Raw genomic sequence first — 20022 nt, 5'->3', positions numbered from 1 at the left:
TTCGGTCCATATCCGGTGCAGGCGCAAGAGCATTGAGAGGAGTTCTCCCTAGTACGAGAGGACCGGGAGGAACGCACCGCTGGTGTACCTGTTATCGTGCCAACGGTAAACGCAGGGTAGCCATGTGCGGAGCGGATAACCGCTGAAAGCATCTAAGTGGGAAGCCCACCTCAAGATGAGTGCTCTCATGGGTTAACCCAGTAAGGTCACGGGCAGATTACCCGTTGATAGGTGCTCGGTGGAAGTCCAGCAATGGATGTAGCCAAGGCACACTAACAGACCGAGGGCTTGACCTCTGTTACTTCTGAAAACTCTATGCAGTCTTCTTTGTTTTGCTTATTTAACCTCTTTCTGGAGTTTCAGGAGGAGGTTTTGGTTTTTTTATATAGATAGATAGCCAGTCCCGCTAGAACGTGTCAGGATAGAAGAAGTAGAGAGAGTTTACGAATATAATCTGTCATTAACAACGATGAGTTCAGATTTAGTTCCGCCTACTTATCCAAAAGTACCGACTTGGCGTCGCTCTGCGGCTCTAGGGACTGACCTATTTGTTGTTTGGTTGCTCAGTTCCCTCCTCAGTTTTAATGGAGTTCTGAGATTTTTTTTGTTTATCTTGTTGTGGTTGAGCCTGCGAGTCTTTTTGGTGGCTAAAAATCAAGGACAAAGTTTAGGACGTTGGGCTTTTGATCAAAAAGTGATTGACTTCCGGTATAGCAGAACTCCTGGTATCTTAGAATTATCTAGACGAGAAGGAGTAATGGGTATCTGTGTTTATTTAGCAACGTTAGGATTAAGTGGTCTTGTTTCTGGTAACGCCGGAATTTTGTTATTTTGGATTCCTATTAGTGTAGACTGTGGTCTAGCTCTCTTTGATACGACTCGCAATCCCCAAACTTTTCATGATCGCTTGGGTCGAACTATTATTGTTGGGACTCAACGAGGCTACTCGCTTGATATTAAGATTCGCAGGTGGGTTGACAAAATCAAAAAAGATATGAAATAATTAATGATTGTGCATATATTGTTTGCATCAATAAAACTATCTGAGATTTTATAGGATTATGGCTAAAGGTGTTCGGATTATCATTACATTAGAATGTACAGAGTGTCGTACTAACTCTGATAAACGCTCGAAAGGGGTTTCTCGATACACTACCGAAAAAAATCGTCGAAATACATCCTCACGACTGGAATTGAAAAAGTTCTGCCCTCACTGTAATAAGCACACCGTCCATAAAGAAATTAAGTAGTAATTCTCAAGCAGAAACCCAAATCTCATTTACAACTCAATTCACCAATTTAGAACAAGGAATACAACACAATGAGTTACTTTCGTCGCCAAGTTTCTCCCATTGACCCTAAAACCCCAATCGATTACAAAAATATTGAATTGCTTCGTAAATTTGTGACAGAACGAGGAAAGATTCTTCCCCGTCGAATTACAGGTTTGACTTGCAAACAGCAGCGAGACCTGACAAAAGCTATCAAACAAGCTAGAATTTTAGCCATGTTGCCCTTCGTAAATAAAGAAGGCTAAGGGAATTGGTGGAAAAGGGAACGCTGATTGAATTTAGAGTACACGGGGAGCGTCGTCTCGGCGTTGCTGATCGTCCTGAAGGAAAAAAGCATTGGATTATTATTGATGAGCAAGGAAGCTCTCATACAATTCATCCTCGACAAATTACTTACGAAGTAACAGGACAAACTTACACGCCATCGGATATACCGACGTTCTTTCAAGAATTAGAGCCTTATATCGATCCCTCCAGTCTAGAGATTGCTTGGGAAATTTTGGTTGAGCAGGGAGAAACAGTGAGTCCCCAAGAAATGGCAATGCTGCTATTCTCTGCCAAGGATTCTCACCAATGCTATGCGAGTCATCTTCTTCTTTGTGACGACAAGCTTTACTTTAAACAAAAAGGCGATCGCTACGAACCTCGCTCACCCAATCAAGTCGCGGAGATCAAACATCAGCAGCAGGTTGAGCAGCAGCGACTACAAGAAACGCAAGAATTTTGGAATCGAGTCAAAGAGTGTTTAGCTGGAACGGTTACAGAATGGCACAATAGTGACCGACCCCGCTTGGATGCCTTAGAGCGTTTAGCTTTAAATGGAGAAGAAACATCTCATGTGACTTCAGCCTTTGAAACTTTAGCCACTTTGGAACGTCCCCAAACTGCAAGTGGTGCATTGGAACTGCTGGTGGATTTAGGGGTCTGGAGTCCTCACGAGAATTTATCACTACGTCGTACTCAGATTCCCACACAGTTTCCTATGCAGGTACTTGAAGTGGCTCAACAGCTTCTAAATTCTCAGCCGCCCGATGATCCCGATACAAACCGTCTGGATCTGACCCGTCTCAAAGTCTATACTATCGATGACGAGAGTACCCGTGAGATTGATGATGGCTTGAGTGTAGAATTTATGCCAGATGGTCAGCAGCGATTATGGATTCATATTGCTGATCCAACCCGCTTGCTTTCTCCCGGCGATGAACTCGATCTCGAAGCTCGACGACGTACCACAACAGTTTATTTACCAACGGGGATTATCCCAATGTTTCCCTCGGAACTAGCAACTGGGCCGATGAGTCTAGTGGAGGGTAAACTGTGTTGTGCTTTAAGCTTTGCTGTGATTTTAGATGAAAGCGGCCAGGTTCAAGATTATAGTATCCATGCCAGCACGATTAAGCCGACCTACCGCCTCACCTATGATGATGTGGACGAGATGCTGCATTTGGGTATCACAGCCGAACCCGAAATCGAAGCTCTGGCGACTTGGACAAAACGACGCAAGCAGTGGCGAGACTCTCAAGGCGCAATTAGTATTTATATGCCTGAGTCTCTGATTAAAGTCGAAGAAGACGAGATCATCATTAAAGTTTTAGATGATTCTCCTTCTCGACAAATTGTCGCTGAGATGATGATTTTAACCGGTGAAGTGGCGGCTCGTTATGGTCAGGCGCATAATTTAGCGTTACCTTATCGTAGTCAACCTCAACCTGAATTACCGCCTGCCGAAGAACTTCTACAATTGCCTGCTGGTGCGGTACGTTCTTGTGCGATGCGTCGTTATATGCCCCGCAGCGAAGTCAGTTTAACGCCTGCTCGCCATGCGAGTTTAGCTTTAGAAACCTATACTCAAGTGACTTCTCCGATTCGCCGCTATAGTGATTTACTGACGCATTTTCAAATTAAAGCTCATCTGCGAGGAGAAACTCCTCCCTTTTCAACTGAGCAGATGCAAGAGATGGTGATGAGCTTAGGCCCTGCTGTCAAGGAAGCCTCAAAAGTTGAACGAGAAACTAATCGTTACTGGAGTTTGGAGTTTCTTCGCCGTCACCTCGATCAAACGTGGCAAGCGATTTTATTACGGTGGCTGCGTGAAGACAGTAATTTAGGACTGCTTCTCCTCGAAGAACTTGCGGTTGAGTTACCGATGCGATTTAATCGCAATGCCCAACTTGGAGAACGTTTTACAGTGAAGGTGGCTCATGTTGACCCCAGACAAGATATTATTCAATTTCAGGAAATAACAGACCAAGCAACTGAACCCGCATTTTCCTGAGTTAAAAGAAGCCATAATCTTTGATTAAAATTAGGGTGACTGGGGAAAAGTCTAGTTACATTTCTTTTGTTTCTTTTCCCTCAGTTTTCGTCTATTTAAAGCTTTATTTGCTGTAAATCACTACGGGGATCAAAACTCCGATTGGCTCTAATTTTCTCATAATACTCTCGCTCTATCGAACTTAGATCTTTGGGCGGAACAACCACCAGTTTCACGAATTGATCGGTGCGTCCACCGCCTTTAGGTTTAATCCAACCTTTACCCCGTAATCGTAACGTTTGTCCTGAGCGAATACCCGCCGGAATATTCATCGTGACCAAACCATCCGGAGTGGGAATTTCAATCGCTCCTCCTAATACTAATTCATCAGGTGTCACCGGGACTTCACAAATTAAATGATCACCCTCAAATTGAAAAAACGAGTGCGGTAAAATCTCAACTTTTAAGTACAAATCACCCCGTTGCTGCGTATAGGGATCGACTTGACCTTGACCCCGAACCCGAATTTTACTTCCCGACTTGACACCTGGTGGAATCGAAACTTCACCCCCACCGACTTGCTTTTTAACCCCTCGAAACGCCTCACTCAAACTTAAAGAGAGAGTCGCTTCTTGATCTAGAGAAGAATTTTTAGAGTTGCTTCTGCTGTAACCCGAGGAAACATCCTCAAAACCACCACCAAATCCCGTTGTTCTACCTGTACTGGTTCGATAGGAGTAGCTGCGACTTCCAGATCCACCTGGGCGCGTCCCCGCTCCAGTTCGACCTAATAAAGAATTGATAAACTCATCAAAACTACTAAACTGGCTAAAATCTAAGTTATTAAAATCTACTGTTGTTTTCCCACCAGAAGGCCATCGGCTTGAAGATCCCGCTTGATTCCAGTATTGACCATATTGATCATACTTCTTGCGATTTTGCGGATCGGACAGCACTTCATAGGCTTCATTCACCTCTTTAAAGCGAGCTTCCGCTGTTTTGTCGCCGGGGTTCAGATCCGGATGATATTTACGCGCTAATCTACGATAAGCTTTTTTGATCTCATCGGCGGTCGCCGTTTTACTTAAACCCAAAATTGCATAATAGTCTTTATAGTCAGTCGCAGCCATTCACTACCTTCCTCTGAATACTATCCTCGTTGATTATTTCACACAAATACTTAATCTACGCATCTCCAGCATTTCGTTATCCCTTCCCTAAACACACACATCTCAAGACTTTATAACGGTCTGACCCAGATGAGAATTAGCAATGTATCTGTCTAGGATTAGTCAGAACCTAGCAATACCAAAACCTGATGTCAGGAAAATGATCTAACGAAGTCTGAAAATCTTGCGAGTTATACTATGACTCGTCTAACTTATCAAAGGTTCACGTCGATCTGGGTTCGGTTCTTGCTGAAATGGCGATCGCAATTTCCGTACCTCTGATCGGCATCGGAAGTGATAAGGTATGTTATTATTTCGTCACGATATCTAATTGAGAATATAGCGATCGCCAAACCATTTTTCAACTCTATTGCCTCCAAACCTCCCGCTACGGTATGACGAATATCCTACGGTTTTGATTGTGAACTGCTGTTGAGGAATTGAGAATTTTTGCACAGAGTTAAGCCAAGGCATTTGAAGATTAACTAAAAATGCGTTTCAAATCTAGAAAAGAAGTGTGACTTTACTCGGTGGTGAACCTTCGGGGATGGCGGTTTTGACGCGATCGAGAACCAGTTGTGAGTATCCCCGTATGGTACTTTTCAGGACTTCTTGATATTTCCGGGTTCGTTCGGCAATATCATCAACATATCCCACCGCTTGCAAATCGTCGTTGTCGTCTTCGTCGTATTGAATATAAATTTTTTGACCGTTTTGCCCTTCGATTTCTGTGATTTTCATCGACATGGATGAAGTCTCTCCCAAGCTTGAGGTGCGTTACTCCATTATATGCCTTAATTCTGGGTTTATTCCTTTTATCCCAACCCCTCTCGACCTCTCCCCCAACCCCTCTTCTAGAAGGCGAGGGGAGTATTTTTAGGATTATTAAATATCTAAAACTACATATAGCAATAAGAAATCATTTGTAAACGACTTTGCCGCCAAACCCCCAATTATGCGGGGTAATTTGGATTACTTTTTTACAAGTCAGGTAACATTGTTATAAACTTAAAGTCCCCTAATTATCACCGTAATGTTGGTGATCACGGAGGTAGAGAATTAAGGGAACTGCGATCGTATTTGGAGTTTGACCTTAGCCTCTAGCCCCCTCTTCTAAAAGACAAGAGGGAACTATTTTTTAATGGGGAAAATCAGTTAAACGGAAGTGAAAGAATCTTCGGTGAAACTGCCAACATCAACACCTCCAACTAGGGCTAAAACTTCATCGCCAAATGCGATCGCAGTATTGCCACTTTCAGAAGTTAAACTGAGGTCAGTAAAGGCTAAACCATCGGCTAAACCAATCAAGTCACTTCCAACTTCAAAATCAATAATCGTATCTGTTCCTTCCCCGATCGCCAAAATAAAGGTATCGTCACCTTTACCCCCAGAGAAGTCATCCCCCTGGAGAATATCATTTCCTAACCCCCCGCGAATGAGGTCATCACCATCATCGCCGAAGATCTCGTCATCACCAACTTCCCCGAACAGTTCGTCATCTCCGGCTTTACCACCAATTTGGTCATTACCCAGACCGCCGTGAATAGTGTCGTCGCCGCCATCAATATTAACTTGGGGGTCACGGCTATCGAGGTCGCCTCGCAGAATATCATCGCCATCTCCGCCGAAGATTTCGTCATCGCCGAGAAGACCCGCAATGGTTTCACTATTAGCTGAACCCGTCAGAACATCATCTCCATCGGTGGGTGTAGTAGAAGGACGTCCTAAACGAGGATCGAGGTCAAGAGGTTCATCAAGTTCGAGTTTGATGATTTCGTTGTTGTCGATATCTGGCCCCCGACCAACAGAAAAAGGATAATTATTGTCGTTGGCGACGAGAATGGTTTTTTCATCGAGAACCAACACATCTTCAATGGTGACAAACGGGAAAGTAAAAGTTGTTTCACCATCGCCGTTAAGGTCATCAGGGTCAGCAATATTCAACAGATCAACCAGTTCTTCTTTCTCAACAAAATTGTTTTCATCGACTTGAGAAATATCGATCTTGAAAATCTTCTTGAATTCGGCAGATTCTCCTTGACCACCATCCCGTTCAATTACCATAAATTCAGTGTCATTAATGGGAGTAAAATCACCAATCGCATGACCCGGAACATCAGTTGGATAAAACCCGACTAAACCTGTAAATTCTCCTGTTTCAGCATCCGCTTCATAGATCCGCAGGGCATTTTCTGGATCACCTTGTACAGACCCTTCTAACAAGGGATATAAAGTGGTTAAATCGGGACTAAATGCCATACCCTCATAACCGCGAGAACCCGATAAATTCGGCAGTTCAATCTCCTGATCCACTTCCACCCGTCCAGTTGCGGGGAAGTCGGTAAAGAAGCCATCAACACCCAATTCGATCAACTGTTCAAATTCCTCGCCAGGGTCGCCGTTGTAGTCGCTAGCCAGGAAGAAGTCTTCATTCCGCAGGGTGTAAGGATGAACCAATAATCCCGCATCGTGGGCATCCTCAATTACAGAAGTCGGTTCGCCCAAAACTCGGTCTGCATCACTAATAAAGCCATCGCCATTCAAGTCATCCGGTTCACCATCTCCATCGCGATCAACGGTTTCAACGGGCAGAATTCGCCGCTTAGACGGCCCAATTCCATCAGCATAGGTGGCGACTTCTTCGAGTCCTTCGGGGGTGATTAAATCGGCATAGGTGCGTTCATCCCCACTTACAACTAAATCATAGGGCGCACCGCCTCCGCCAACAAGTTGAACCAACGGCAAATCGACACCCGCATCGGGCATAATGGAGTTGTTGAGTTCCTTGAGGTTGCCGACTTCAAAGGATTGAATAAATACCCGATCGCGATCGGTGAAGTCGTTGTCAACCAAAGTTTCAATTAAAGGTTCTTCTAGGGAAAGACCGATTTCGTCGAAGTAGGTGGGATGTTTGGTTTCGGGATAAATGCCGATTTCTTTTCCGGTTTCGGCTTCAATATCTTTGACCAGTTGAATTATTTCTTCGAGTGTGGGAACTTCAAACAACCCATCAAATTCAGTATTTTCCTGACGCAGTTCGGGAATGCGTTCAATACTTCGTAGGGTTTTAATTTCGCCTAATGTGAAATCTTCGCTAAACCAACCGGAAACTTCCCGACCATCGATCATTTTTGTGGTAAAACGATCCGCAAATTCCGGTCGATCTGCAACGTCGGTTGTACCCGAAAGTTCGTTTTCGTGACGGGCGATGAGAACTCCATCTGCGGTCGAAACCAAGTCCGGTTCAATAAAATCTGCCCCCTGGGCGATCGCCCGGTTGTAGGCTTCTAAGGTGTGTTCCGGACGCTCACCGCTAGCTCCTCGGTGGGCAATCACAATGGGTGGTTCGCCTGTTAACGTATTAAACTGTAAGTCAGGATTTTGCGGCGCCCGCACTTCTTCAGCAACAATTTGATCGCGTACCTGATCGATAGTTAAAGGGAAGTCCCCAATTAACCCATCAGCGCCCAACTGAATTAAATCTTCGGCTTCTTCTTGAGGGGTTTGTACCGAACCGTCGGGGTCAAGGGTTAAATAACGTTCTTCATCCCGCAATGTGTAAACGTTAACCAATAATCCCGCATCGTGGGCGAGTTCAATTAACGGAAAGATTTCCCCGGTTAACTGGCTGCGAATTTCTGCGTCTCCGTTACCATCCCCATCAACAGGTTCTTCGAGTCCTTCGCGGAGGAGAATGGTATTTTTCCAGGGGTTAACCGCTTCGGCGTAGGTTGCCATGAAGTCATAAAATTCTGGCAATGCCAACAAATCACCATATCCGGTATCGACACCCAAATCGATAATATCAACTAAATCCCCATAAACCTCACGGGCATCTTCTTGGGTAAAATCAGGATTACTGAAATTAGCAACAATATCGTAGGGGAAAGAAAACCCCGGACTAGAATCTTCCGTTGCAGCCCCGGTAAGTTGATGCAAAGGTACATCAATTCCCGCCTCTGGCATAATTTCATTATCCAGACGAATTAGGGGTGCAATTTGGAAGGTTTGGATGATATTTTGTTGGGGGTCGGTAAAGTTTTCCTCAACTAAAACCTGAACCGTTGCTTCTTCCAAATTCAGACCAATACTATCAAAATATTGGTTATGTTTCAGTTCGTGAACAATGCCGACTTTCTTTCCGGTTTCGGCTTCGTAGTCTTTAACTAACTGAATGACTTCCGCCATTGTGGGAATTTCATAGTCCCCATCAAAGGCATCGCTTCGTACCGAAAGGGGTTGTTTTGCCCGTAGTGTTTTAATTTCTTCTAGGGTAAAATCTTCAGCAAAAAATCCCGTGTATTCAACCCCGTCAATAACTTTTGTCGTTTCGCGATCGCTAAATTCTGGATGGTCTAAAATATCGGTGGTGTTGTTGAGTAGAGGTTCGTGACGAACGATAGGAACGCCATCTTTTGTCATCACGTAGTCAGTTTCAATGAAATCTGACCCTTGTTCCAATGCCAACCGGAAACCATCAAGGGTATGTTCTGGACGGGGGCCGCTTGCGCCTCGATGTCCGATAATGATCGGTTCTTGTCCATTTAACGTATTAAGCGTGGGAATATTGGGAGTAGAAATGGGTGCTTGTTGAAGAACTCCATTGGTATCAAATTCCAACAAATAAGGGCCGAATTCATCGCCGATCCAAACTTGATTCTCTCGAACAACAATGGATTCAATATCAAAGTCAGATCCGGTTAATAAACGGTCTTCTGTTCCTTCGTTAATAATTTCAAACGGGATTAAATTATTTGGGTCTGAAAGCTGTACAAAACCTTGAACATCTACGGTTCCATCACCGTTTTCTGTTCCCACAAAATCGGGATAAACTTGATAGACACGCAGTAAATAATCGGAACTATTTCTGATATTTCCAAAACCGTTATCGGAGAGAAACCAAAATGTATCGCCGTCGCTTCCGGGGGCAAATTGTACCCCGCTAAATCCTTGAACGGGTTGTCCATCAAAAGGGCCTGTTCTTCCATTGGCAGAAATGGGTTCACCGTTACCATTATCTCCACCAGACTGCTGCCCTTCTGCAAACGTATCAGCCGGAAGTGATGCAAAACCAACGAGTTTGATGTTTTCCATAATTTGGGGTAGATGCTAAGTTTTGATGAATTGATTAAATCGTTTGGTACTACACCCAGACTTGCCAACACTTTTTGGACTAGGATAATTGAAACAGATCGCATTTTATCGCCTTAATTTCTGTTGAAAATGATCGCAGAAAAAAAGAGTTAAGCCGGTAATTTTATTAAATAAATTATTCTTACCAGACTCACGTAGATAAGATATCACTCAAAGTTTAAGGTAGGATTATACTTAAATTAAAATACAGTTAAAAGTTTTGATTTAACTCAAATTATTTTTATTGTCTACGATCATAACAATAATTTTTTTGATAAAAATCGCAATAAAAAACCAGGGAGTTAATGAAACTCCCCAGTTCTAAAATTAGGTGTGAACTAGACTGTTAAAAACAGATCACTTTCCCCACCAATTAAAGCCGTTAAATCGCTAGCATTCACACCTTCTAAAATTGCGAGAACTTCGCTAACAGTGCCGACTTCAGTATCACTTCCAACTTGAGTAAAAGACAATTCTTCAGCCGTTAAACCGCCTTTCAAACCTAAGAAATCGATACCGACTTCAAAATCAACAAAAAGGTCAGTTCCTTCTCCTGCGGCCAATACAAACGTATCACGACCTGTACCACCCGAGAAGTCATCCCCGGTTAAAGTGTCATGTCCTAAACCACCATCTAACAGGTCATTGCCATCATCGCCGAAGATTTCATCGTCGCCCTCTTCGCCAAACAGGAAGTCATATCCCGCTTTACCGCCAATACGGTCATTTCCGGGACCCCCATAGATTTCATCATTACCGCCAACAGTCCCACCGGGAGAACGACGGTTTGCATCCCCTCGCAGAACATCATCACCTTCGCCACCGTCAATTAGGTCATCACCCAAACCGCCCGCAACAGTATCCATTTCAGCGCTACCAGTGAGAATTTCACCCGCATCACCACCAACAAATTCACCGCTACCGGAAATCATGTCCGCAGGAACAGTAAGAATGAGTTGACCGCCTCGGGCGTACTGTCCTTCATAGTAAACAGTACCCGCAGCATTCGTCCCAACAACACTACCATCGGGAAGTTCGGTATCTCGGATAGTACCTGCTTGAACATCAAACAAATACCCCTCGGGAACTTCAATAATTCCAGAAGACTCCCAACTGCCATAACGACCAAATCGAGTAGGATCGATGAAAGCGGTACTATTTTCAAACAGGAAGTCTACTTGATCATCACCGACAACACCTTCATTTTCAGCAATATTATAGGAAACAACACTACCGTAGCGACCTTCAGCGTTGAGAATATCTCCCCCAAAACCGGTTTCGTCTTCTTGCATCAACACGTTCCCGTTGCTGTCAACGACCATGTTATCGTAGCTAATTCCGGTTTCTGGCCCACCTTCAAGCAGAAATTCAAAAGTGGCATCCCCAGTGGGATCTTCAGGATTTAAAATCAGACGGTGTAACTTACCGTAGGGGTTATCAGCTTCTTCGGGAGTTTCTGCGTCTTCGGTTAACGAACCGTTGCGTTCCGGGCGTCCGGTGGTGACAAGGTAAAACTCACCGGGGTTGTTCGGGTCTTCATGAATATCTTCGGGACGACGGAAATTAGTTGAATTAGGATCTCCGGCTTTTTCCTCGATAATTTCATCGACAACCATACGACCTGTTTCAGGGAAGTCAGTAAAGAAACCATCCACCCCGATATCGGTCAGTTGTTGGAACTCCTGTTCCGGCGTTTGGGGAGTACCATCTGGGTTTAAGGTTAAAAAGCGTTCTTCGTTTCGTAGTGTGTAGGGGTGAACCTGTAACCCTGCATCATGCGCCCAGTCTACTAGAGGACGAACTTCTCCGGTGAGTTGGCTAGTAATTTCAGCGTTGCCATCACCATTACCATCGACGGGAGTTTCGATAGATTCTCGCAGGATAAAGCTATTTTTCCACGGCCCCAACCCTTCTGCGTAGGTTTCGCCGAGATAATCAATCACTTCCGGGTTGAATAAATCTTGATAGGTGGTGTCGGAAACACCATCTCCGTCCACATCTGTGGCAAAGTCGGGTACAATATCGACCAAATCGCCGTAAATTGAGCGTAGTTCTGCTTCACCCAGTTCAGAATTAAATGTAATATCGTAAGGAACGGAGAAACCGCCGCCACCGGAGTTGATAAAGTTGTCTTCAACATCCCCGTAAAGTTGGACTAGGGGTAGATTTTCTAAACCTTCTGTGGGTAATAGGTTATTTTGTAAATCTAGCAGGTTGGCAACTTCAAAGGACTGAATAAAGATACGGTTGGGGTCGGTGAAGCCTGTTGCCTGTAAGGTTTCGACTAGGGGTTCTTCGAGGGAATATCCCTGTTCATCAAAGAAGGTAGGGTGTTTGGTTTCGGGATAAATTCCGATTTGTTTTCCGGTTTCAGCTTCGATATCCTGAACCAATTCAATCACTTCTTGGAATGTCGGAATTTCAAACTCACCGTTAAAGGATTGATCTCGATAACTCCGGGGTTGAACCGCCCGCAGTTGCTTGACTTCTTCTAAGGTGAAGTCTTCGGCAAAATAAGCGGTCACTTCTTGGCCATCTAACAGTTTAGTAGACATCCGGTCAGGACTGAATACTTCTGCGACGTTGGTGGTATCGTCTAACATTGGTTCATGACGGGCGATCAGAACCCCATCTTTTGTACTCACCAAGTCGGGTTCAACGAAGTCTGCACCTTGGTCTATTGCCAGTTCGTAGGCTTGTAAAGTATGTTCGGGTAAATCTCCGCTGGCACCTCGGTGGGCGATCACTAACGGGGGTTCTCCGCTGAGGGTATTGAAGGTATTATTGACCCAACTGGAAAGGGCGTTGGGATCGCGGTTGAGGGTTACTAAGTCGGGAACGGATACCCATTCTCCGGTCAATTCTTCGTTTTCCGGCATATCTTCAAAGGTAAAGATGTTGCCTTCGGTGTCTTTAACCCGCAGAACGTATAAACTATCGGTCGTATCTTGGAAGCCGTTGGGATCTTCGTCTGTTTGATCGCCAACATACATATAAATTTCGCCGTCGTTTTCGTCTTCCATTGACAGCATGACGGTTTGATCGGAATTTTCCGCCCGATACTCAGAAGCGGGGTAAACCTGTTCTTTGGAAAAAAGACCAAACCCGGGAATGGGAGATGCTGTTCCATCGGGTGTGACAGCAATTGCAGCCCCGGCATCGACTTCTTCGGGGGCAAAATAGATCGGTATACTTTCCCCATTTTCATCGACGAACCCTTCAGAGGCTAGATAACCTGAACAGAAGCGGGAGAAGTTATCGTGACCTGCGAAGTTGTAAATGTTTCCGTCTGGGTCTTCGTAGTTTCCGGTTCCGGAGTTGAGGCTGTAGGTAATGCCATCGAGTTCAACGTCTTCGATCAGGTTTTTTCCACCGATCGCATTCCAATTTTCATCAAATACATACAGGGAAACTCGCGCCCCATTAACCACACCTTCGGCGTTATCGGTGATCACCCCACTCCGCAACTCGTGGTTCATCCAAACGTATTTGAGGCCGTCAATTTCTGTGTAGCCCAAACCGTCAGGAATTCCCACCATCGGGTAGGTTTCGCTATCGCTGGTGGTAAATTCCCCAAATTCACCTTCGAGGAGGGGAACTTCATCGCCCACGGTAACGAGGGGTTGAATATCGTAGTGGGGGCCGTCGGGGCCGTCGGGTACGTTAAAAACGTAGGCGGATGAAGCTGTTTTTCCGTCTATTACAGACATTTAGTGTTCTCCAAATCAAAAGATTTCAAGTAAACTATTCACCGAAAAGTTGTCAGGAAATAAATATAATTTCACAAACTTTTCAGCAAATTTTGGTTTTATTCTTTGGTCAGATTCATATTAAATGCTCAAGGTTAAGAAATGAATATCATTTAATTAAATATCAACTAAAACCTATGAGAAATTAAAATTGTTATAGCACTACGCATTTAAGTTAGGACATTTCTAGATCCTAAAACCCTTTCACAGTCTACTGTTCCCAGATCCGGTGTTCCCTGTTCCCGATTCAAGTAGCGCTATAAGTAAAGGTATAGACAATAGGCTTTATTGATAAACAATGGTATAGTCTAGAGGGAATAGTGTATATACTTAAAGTAAAAAATAAGTTTATAGTTGCACTATACAACAGTCTAAAATCCTTCCAAAATCACTTATATAGAGCTTTTGCATTCTTCAACAGTTTTAAAGAATTGGCGATATCCATATAACTAATAACTCAATTGTCACCCTTTGAATTAGCAGGGTTTTCTGAAGTGTGTTTCATACTAAAGTAGAACTAAAGACCGAGTTATCGAAATATAACCGAGGAATGATTAACACTCCCCGGTTAAGTTTAAACTCTTAAATTTGAGTAAAGATTGTATCCGAATTATCGATTAAACTGGTTGCTTCAACACCATTTAAAATAGCCAACGTTTCATCTCCCACTGCAATCACAGCACTGCTTCCTTCTGTGGTTATGAATAACTGTTCAAAAGTCAAACCTGCGGTTAACGCTAACTGATCAATTCCTAACTCAAAATCTGTGATCGTGTCTGTTCCTTCACCCACAGCCAGAACAAAAGTATCGATGCCTTGACCCCCCGAAAAATCATCCCCCGTTAGGGTATCATTCCCCAAGCCTCCACGCAAGAGGTCATCCCCATCATCTCCCCAAATTTCATCATCATCAGCGCCGCCAAATAGTTGATCATTACCGCCCTTTCCGCCGAGTCGGTCATTTCCCAAACCTCCAAAAAGGGTATCATTACCGCCCTCGGAACCGCCAGGAGAACGAGTATTTGCGTCACCCCGCAAGACATCATCCCCAAAACTTCCGTAAATTTGGTCATCTCCGAGTCCACCCGCAACGGTATCATTTCCGTCACCTGCGTTAAAGAGGTCATTTTCTGCGGTTCCCAGTAAGGTTTCCGCTTCAAATGTTCCGCCAATTAAACTAGAATTGGGGTTGCGGGGATTGTAACTATTGGTATCAATAATTAAAGATTCGGGGAACGCATTCGCCACACTTTCCCAAGGAACAAACTTAAAATTGGTACTATTATTTTCCAGTTCTTCTTCATCTTGAACCACTGATAGAGGGTCATTTGCGCCATCGTGAACGACAAATAATCCATTCGGAAAAGCCGAACCCAAAGCAACGTTTGTTATATCAAAACCATCCGTTTCATTTATTTGATCGATGTCGCCATTTCCTGCAATAATAAACTGACCGAGGAATTCATTATTTCCCGCCCGTTCAAACAAACCATAACTAGAATCGCCTTGACTCGAAGCAATTAAATAACCATTCCCGTTGTCGCCGTAGTAGAGAATTAAGCCTTCTAAATCGGGTACAAGAATATCATCTTCGACGTTGTACACCACCTCAAAATTATCCCCCGCATCTGGTTCGGCTTGGAACTTGAGAATTCCCACTTCATTTTCCATCGCCAGATAAACAAAACTCAATTCTTGATCAACAACAATCGCCTCAGATTGAGAATCTTCTGCATCGCCTGTAGGTACCGGTAATTCAATTGTTCGGACGAGATTAGCATCGACTTGACCTAAACCGTTATCTACTAACTCTAACTGGGCAAATTGGTTGCTGTCGGCTTGCGTTACAAAGGCATAAGAATTGTCAGAAATCGGACTTTTATAAGTGGCTAAACCATAAGCAGTTTGTTCCCCATCATCAACCCCGAAAATCGTTTCGAGAATATTATTAGCAGTAACATCAACTAACTGTAACGTTTCAGGATCAATTTTCCAAATTGCCAGAGTATCATTTTGGCGATCGCTGGCGACTGCTAAATCAACGGTTTCTTCACTGAGTTTGAAGTCATAAACTAGGTCAACATTATTATAGCGAATTTCACCAAAAGATGCAGGTAAAATTTCTTCAACAATTTCCCCGTTTAAATCTAAGGTTGCTAAACCCCCATCTTTCAAGGTGATAATAACTAAACTTTGTTCGGGATTTTCGGGATTAATCCAAATCGCCGGGTCGTCGGAATCTCCGGTTAAAGCGGCTTCTGAATTGTCTTTTTCATCGACAGTATAAGGCGTTTCTAGAACGGGTTGGGCGGCGGGTAAACTGTCAAACTCTAAGGCTAAACCGATAAATTGGGTAACTTGAGTTTCGTTAAAATTGTTATCACTAACAACAATTAAACTTTGGCGTCCGTCGGAGAGTTTGGGGCCGAATGTCATTCCTTCAATATTATCAGGAGTTATGCCAAAATCGGCTTCAAAATCAATCAATAATTCTTTGGTAACTGCGGGGTCAATTTCAAATGGAATTCCAACTTCCTCCCAGAATAAATCTTCTGAATTTTGAACATCTAAAGCCCCTTGGGTTTTGACTTCGTACAAGCGAATATTGTTACCTTTTCCAACTGCAAAAGAGCGTTCAAGGGCGATAAGCGAACCGTTATTATCGGTTGCCAAAAGTTCAACTAAACCATTATCTGCAAAAGCATCGGCTGGTTCAGGAATTTCTGGAATTGCATCAACTTCATAGACAAATTCTTGAACAGGTTGACGGGTTTCGAGGTCGTATTTAATAATCCGAGATAGACTTTCGGTGTCAATATCTGCGGCTGGACTATCTTGAAATAAGGCGTTTTCTGTGGCGGTGTAAAGGTAGCTATTATCGGGGGAAACGGTTAAACTTTCAAAAGCTAAGTTGTTGCGAATTCCGCTAGTTTGGTCGGCGGGGGGGAGAAATTTTTCGGGAATGGGAAGTTTATCTAGAAGTTCACCACTAAGAGAATATTCATTAATAAAGGGGTCAATTAGTTGGTTTGCATTGCCTTCGGAAGAAATAAATAAGGTGTTGTTTTCAGTTAGGGTAATTCCTTCGGGGTCTAAACTAAATTCTGGATAAGGTTCGCCGTTTTTATCTAACAGCGTTGTAACCTCCTCAAAATTAATATCGCCTTCATCTAAACTGCCATCATTGAGGTCAATTTCTAGGGTATAAAATCGGGCGGGATTATTTTGGTAACGGTCATCAGAAATGCTATAATAAACTTGATTTTCTGCGTCGTAAACAATACCCGAAAGTCCGCCAACTTCTGTATTTTCAAAGCTGAAGTCAGTGGGAAAGGTAACTTCGCCTAAAAATTCGACAGAAGAAACGGTGTTGCGGCTTAATGTTGTTTGGTTGGATAGCATAAAAAAACCCTGGTAGATAGTTTGTCCTTCGTTTTGTTGTAGGATGGGTCAGACCGAAAACGGATGAATACTCCAATTAATTGAACGCTTCTGACCCATAAAACTCAATAAAAAATAGAAACGTTAAACTGTTTTGTGATGGGTCAAACCGGAAGGTTTGTTAAGGTGTTAATTCACTTAACTATCTGACCCATCCTACAAAGGGTTAAACGAGAGTAAAATCGGATAAATTTAAACTTTCAACCCCAACTTTTTCGAGAATGGCTAATGTTTCTTCGCCAAAATTAATCAAGGTATTTTTTCCTTGAGTTTCTAACGTTAACTGTTCAAAATTCAAGCCTTCCGTTAAACCAATGACATCAATACCGACTTCAAAATCAGTAATGGTATCGGTTCCTTCTCCAACGGCTAAAATAAACATATCGGCGCCTTGACCGCCTGAGAAATCATCGCCTGTGAGGACATCATCACCCAAACCACCTCGCAGCAAGTCATCACCATCATCACCGAAAATTTCATCATCGCCATTATCCCCAAACAAGGCATCATTTCCGGCTTTTCCGCCTATCCGGTCATCACCCAAACCCCCGTTAATAGTGTCATTTCCGCCAATATTTCCACCGGGAAAACGACGGTTTAAATCACCTCGCAGAACATCATCACCTTCGCCCCCGTCGATAATATCATCACCCAAAAAACCCGCAACTAAATCATCACCAGCTTCAGCTAAAATCAGGTCATTATTATCAGTGTTCAATATCACTTTCAGATTGAACCGCTACCGCAACAATACCGTTTTGAACGGCTACACCTGTGGGAGTGCTACCAAAATTATAAATCTCAAGTTCACTAATTTTAGTGGGGTTTGTCGGGTTATAAATATCGAGAATATCGATAACACCGTCCGCATCGTTAATCACAAATAAACGATTTGTCTCAGGGTCAAAGGCAGGAATTGTTGCCCCTCCTTCATCAAAAAAATTAGTTTTGTAAGTGCCTAAAACGGTGAGTTGATTGGTAGTCATAGGTTAAGGGAATAAATCAGGTTCAGAAATGATTGATTGAGTGATATGGGTTCACTGTATTACTGTAAAAAATGCCGCTTTTTACATCACAAATGAATGAGATACTTTTTTCTAGACAATCAAAATAATACCCCTAATTCTAGCTTCTAAGCTTTGTTGAGTTCTAGAAAACTTGAATGATCAATCTCTGCTAAAAATCAGGAGTCTGACAATAGATAAAAGGCGTTCTTTGTAACTACATCAAGAATTTAAGGGTTGAAGGTTAAAATGGGGTTATGTATACGGATGGGTTTAAGTCTTTTTACACAAGCTTTACATAAGTTTTACAGAACAGGGGTATTTTTAAAGGGCCACTTGAGTTGAATTGGACTTTTCTCAAAAGTTAGGGACGAGGAGTAGGTGCGTGGTGTTCTATCACTCAATATTAGGGCATAAAAAAGGCAGCTTTAGCTACCTATACAAAGATTAAAATTGAGGAGAAATAATCTTAAAGAATTTCATTGCGACTACTATCTCCGAGTTGAGGTTTTCTGCCGTCAATATGAGGAGAAATAGCAGTGGGTAATGTTGCCGGAGTTCCCCATTGACTCGTTAATTGTTGTAGCAACCAATCTTGATGATCTCGCAAATTATCTAACCCGGTTCCTCGGTTAATAATCGCAAACCAAACCACCCCTCTATCCCGAGTAGGAATGGCACCTGCTAAAGCACTCACATCAAATAAACTCCCCGTTTTTACCGCAGAATGACGGGGAAGATTGCGAAATTCGAGTGTACCAATATCCCGTCCTGAGACTGGAAATAAATCAGCAACGTTTAAATTTGTCCCCTCTAATTTTTGTTGCAATGCCATAAACATTGACACCGCCGCTCTCGGAGAAATTTGATTTTCATGGCCTAATCCTGAGCCATTAATAATTGAAATTTCTTCAACAGGAACCCCCGCAGCTAAGGCGGCTTTTTCTCGAACTACAGTTGCTCCGCCGACACTTTCAGCTAACATCTCCGACATCAAATTATTGCTCTTCCGATCTAATATTCATTTGTTTGATAATTTCTGCCAGGGGCAAAGACTGATGGCGAACGAGAGGAGTAGCTTGAACAGCAGTATACTGAGGTTGCACCGTCCCGGCGATCGCCACAATCGGCCTAGCGGTTCCGGGGGGCATTCGTTGATCATATTGAGCGGCAGCTTCAGCAGGCCACAATCTCGAATCTAAAGCCTGTTTGAGAAACTCCCCTGCTTTAATCGGATTCGACTCATAATTCATCGAGAAATTCCCCGATATAATTAAATTTCCCCTCACCTGAGTAATCCCCATTTGGTTGAGGGTATTTCCCAACGCAAAGCCTTCTTCCCAGACAAAAAACGGATCGCCGCTACCCACAACAATTAAATCACCCTGAACCACCCCATTTTCCACCGGGCCAGAAGTAGCGATCAAGGTTTCAAATTGGTAATCCGGTGTCCATTGTTGTAAAGCAGCAAGCGTTGTCGCCACCTTCGTTAGAGAAGCCGCCGGAAGGGGTGTTGTCCCGACATTATTCGCTAAAGAAATCGGGCCGGCTTGAATCCAGACCCCTTGTACCTGATCCGATAATCCCCGTGCAGCTAGTCGGTCAAGGTATTGTTGAACCAGATCGCTGGCAATGGGGTCAGGTTGATCGAGTAAGATTAACTTAGAGAGTCCACCTTGCCAAACTTGACGAGTGGCAGCATTCAACTCAATTGGGTCTACACCTGCCATCTCTAACCATGCTAATAGGACTCCCGAGCTAAAAACATCTAACATTCTTAATTCCTCTTTTTTCAGATCTTCAGTGGCAAGTTAACAGGGTACAGGGTAAAGGTTACAGGCAAAAGAACTGAGAACTGTTAACTCAAACAACGGGTTACTGTTTACTGTGAAGTGATCACTGTAAAAACGGATCACTGATAAAGGGCGATAACTGTTTGGTAAAATTTTTAAGGTTTCTCTGAGATTGGTCAATGGGTTC

At 43.5% G+C, this 20022-nt stretch carries 13 protein-coding genes and 1 rRNA gene; 5 read left to right on the top strand and 9 right to left on the bottom strand.

The genetic code is table 11. From position 1 onward, the window contains the following. From M595_RS24455 to M595_RS24440, 5 genes are all read left to right on the top strand, one after another. Nucleotides 1–296 (top strand): 23S ribosomal RNA (locus M595_RS24455); the annotation flags it as partial. Between the two features lie 173 nt (nt 297–469). Beyond that, nucleotides 470–1003 carry an RDD family protein gene (locus M595_RS24450; RefSeq protein ID WP_023069222.1) on the top strand — a complete coding sequence of 178 codons (534 nt, stop codon included), beginning with the start codon at nt 470–472 and terminating at the stop codon, nt 1001–1003. A 58-nt stretch (nt 1004–1061) separates the two neighbouring features. Continuing rightward, entirely contained in the window at nt 1062–1250 is a 189-nt protein-coding gene (rpmG, locus tag M595_RS29685; RefSeq protein WP_071809981.1) for a 50S ribosomal protein L33, read from the top strand. 71 nt (nt 1251–1321) lie between these two features. Continuing rightward, nucleotides 1322–1537 carry a 30S ribosomal protein S18 gene (gene rpsR / locus M595_RS24445; RefSeq protein WP_009784963.1) on the top strand — a complete coding sequence of 72 codons (216 nt, stop codon included), beginning with the start codon at nt 1322–1324 and terminating at the stop codon, nt 1535–1537. Between the two features lie 8 nt (nt 1538–1545). After that, nucleotides 1546–3567, top strand: coding sequence for a ribonuclease catalytic domain-containing protein (locus M595_RS24440; protein WP_023069217.1), 2022 nt, complete (start codon nt 1546–1548; stop codon nt 3565–3567). A gap of 95 nt (nt 3568–3662) precedes the next feature. Here M595_RS24440 and M595_RS24435 read toward each other — a convergent pair whose 3' ends face one another. The 9 genes from M595_RS24435 to M595_RS32545 all read right to left on the bottom strand — a co-directional run bounded on the left by M595_RS24435 (nt 3663) and on the right by M595_RS32545 (nt 19817). Further along, on the bottom strand, nt 3663–4676 hold the full coding sequence (locus tag M595_RS24435) for a DnaJ C-terminal domain-containing protein (RefSeq protein WP_023069218.1): 1014 nt from the start codon (nt 4674–4676) through the stop codon (nt 3663–3665). Between the two features lie 543 nt (nt 4677–5219). Then, nucleotides 5220–5462 carry a CU044_2847 family protein gene (locus tag M595_RS24430; protein WP_023069224.1) on the bottom strand — a complete coding sequence of 81 codons (243 nt, stop codon included), beginning with the start codon at nt 5460–5462 and terminating at the stop codon, nt 5220–5222. A gap of 408 nt (nt 5463–5870) precedes the next feature. Beyond that, nucleotides 5871–9809 carry a glycerophosphodiester phosphodiesterase family protein gene (locus M595_RS24425; protein ID WP_023069226.1) on the bottom strand — a complete coding sequence of 1313 codons (3939 nt, stop codon included), beginning with the start codon at nt 9807–9809 and terminating at the stop codon, nt 5871–5873. A gap of 377 nt (nt 9810–10186) precedes the next feature. Then, nucleotides 10187–13558 (bottom strand): glycerophosphodiester phosphodiesterase family protein, encoded by a 3372-nt coding sequence (locus M595_RS30295; protein ID WP_023069221.1) that lies wholly within the window; start codon nt 13556–13558, stop codon nt 10187–10189. Nucleotides 13559–14179: 621 nt separating this feature from the next. Next, complete coding sequence (locus tag M595_RS30290) at nt 14180–16999, bottom strand: phytase (protein ID WP_023069225.1); 2820 nt, start codon at nt 16997–16999, stop codon at nt 14180–14182. Between the two features lie 205 nt (nt 17000–17204). Further along, nucleotides 17205–17756 (bottom strand): calcium-binding protein, encoded by a 552-nt coding sequence (locus M595_RS24410; RefSeq protein WP_023069228.1) that lies wholly within the window; start codon nt 17754–17756, stop codon nt 17205–17207. Beyond that, nucleotides 17746–18024 (bottom strand): choice-of-anchor I domain-containing protein, encoded by a 279-nt coding sequence (locus M595_RS24405; RefSeq protein WP_023069220.1) that lies wholly within the window; start codon nt 18022–18024, stop codon nt 17746–17748. Before M595_RS24405 ends, M595_RS24410 begins: the two co-directional genes overlap by 11 nt. Before the next feature lie 487 nt (nt 18025–18511). Beyond that, complete coding sequence (locus M595_RS32550) at nt 18512–19036, bottom strand: D-alanyl-D-alanine carboxypeptidase (protein ID WP_023069219.1); 525 nt, start codon at nt 19034–19036, stop codon at nt 18512–18514. A gap of 4 nt (nt 19037–19040) precedes the next feature. Continuing rightward, entirely contained in the window at nt 19041–19817 is a 777-nt protein-coding gene (locus M595_RS32545; protein ID WP_023069227.1) for a D-alanyl-D-alanine carboxypeptidase, read from the bottom strand. Nucleotides 19818–20022 lie beyond the last annotated feature (205 nt).

It is taken from the genome of Lyngbya aestuarii BL J, assembly GCF_000478195.2.
Taxonomy (GTDB): domain Bacteria; phylum Cyanobacteriota; class Cyanobacteriia; order Cyanobacteriales; family Microcoleaceae; genus Capilliphycus; species Capilliphycus aestuarii.
The sequence above is the reverse complement of the archived record's forward strand: the minus strand, read 5'-3'. Positions and strand labels throughout refer to the sequence as shown.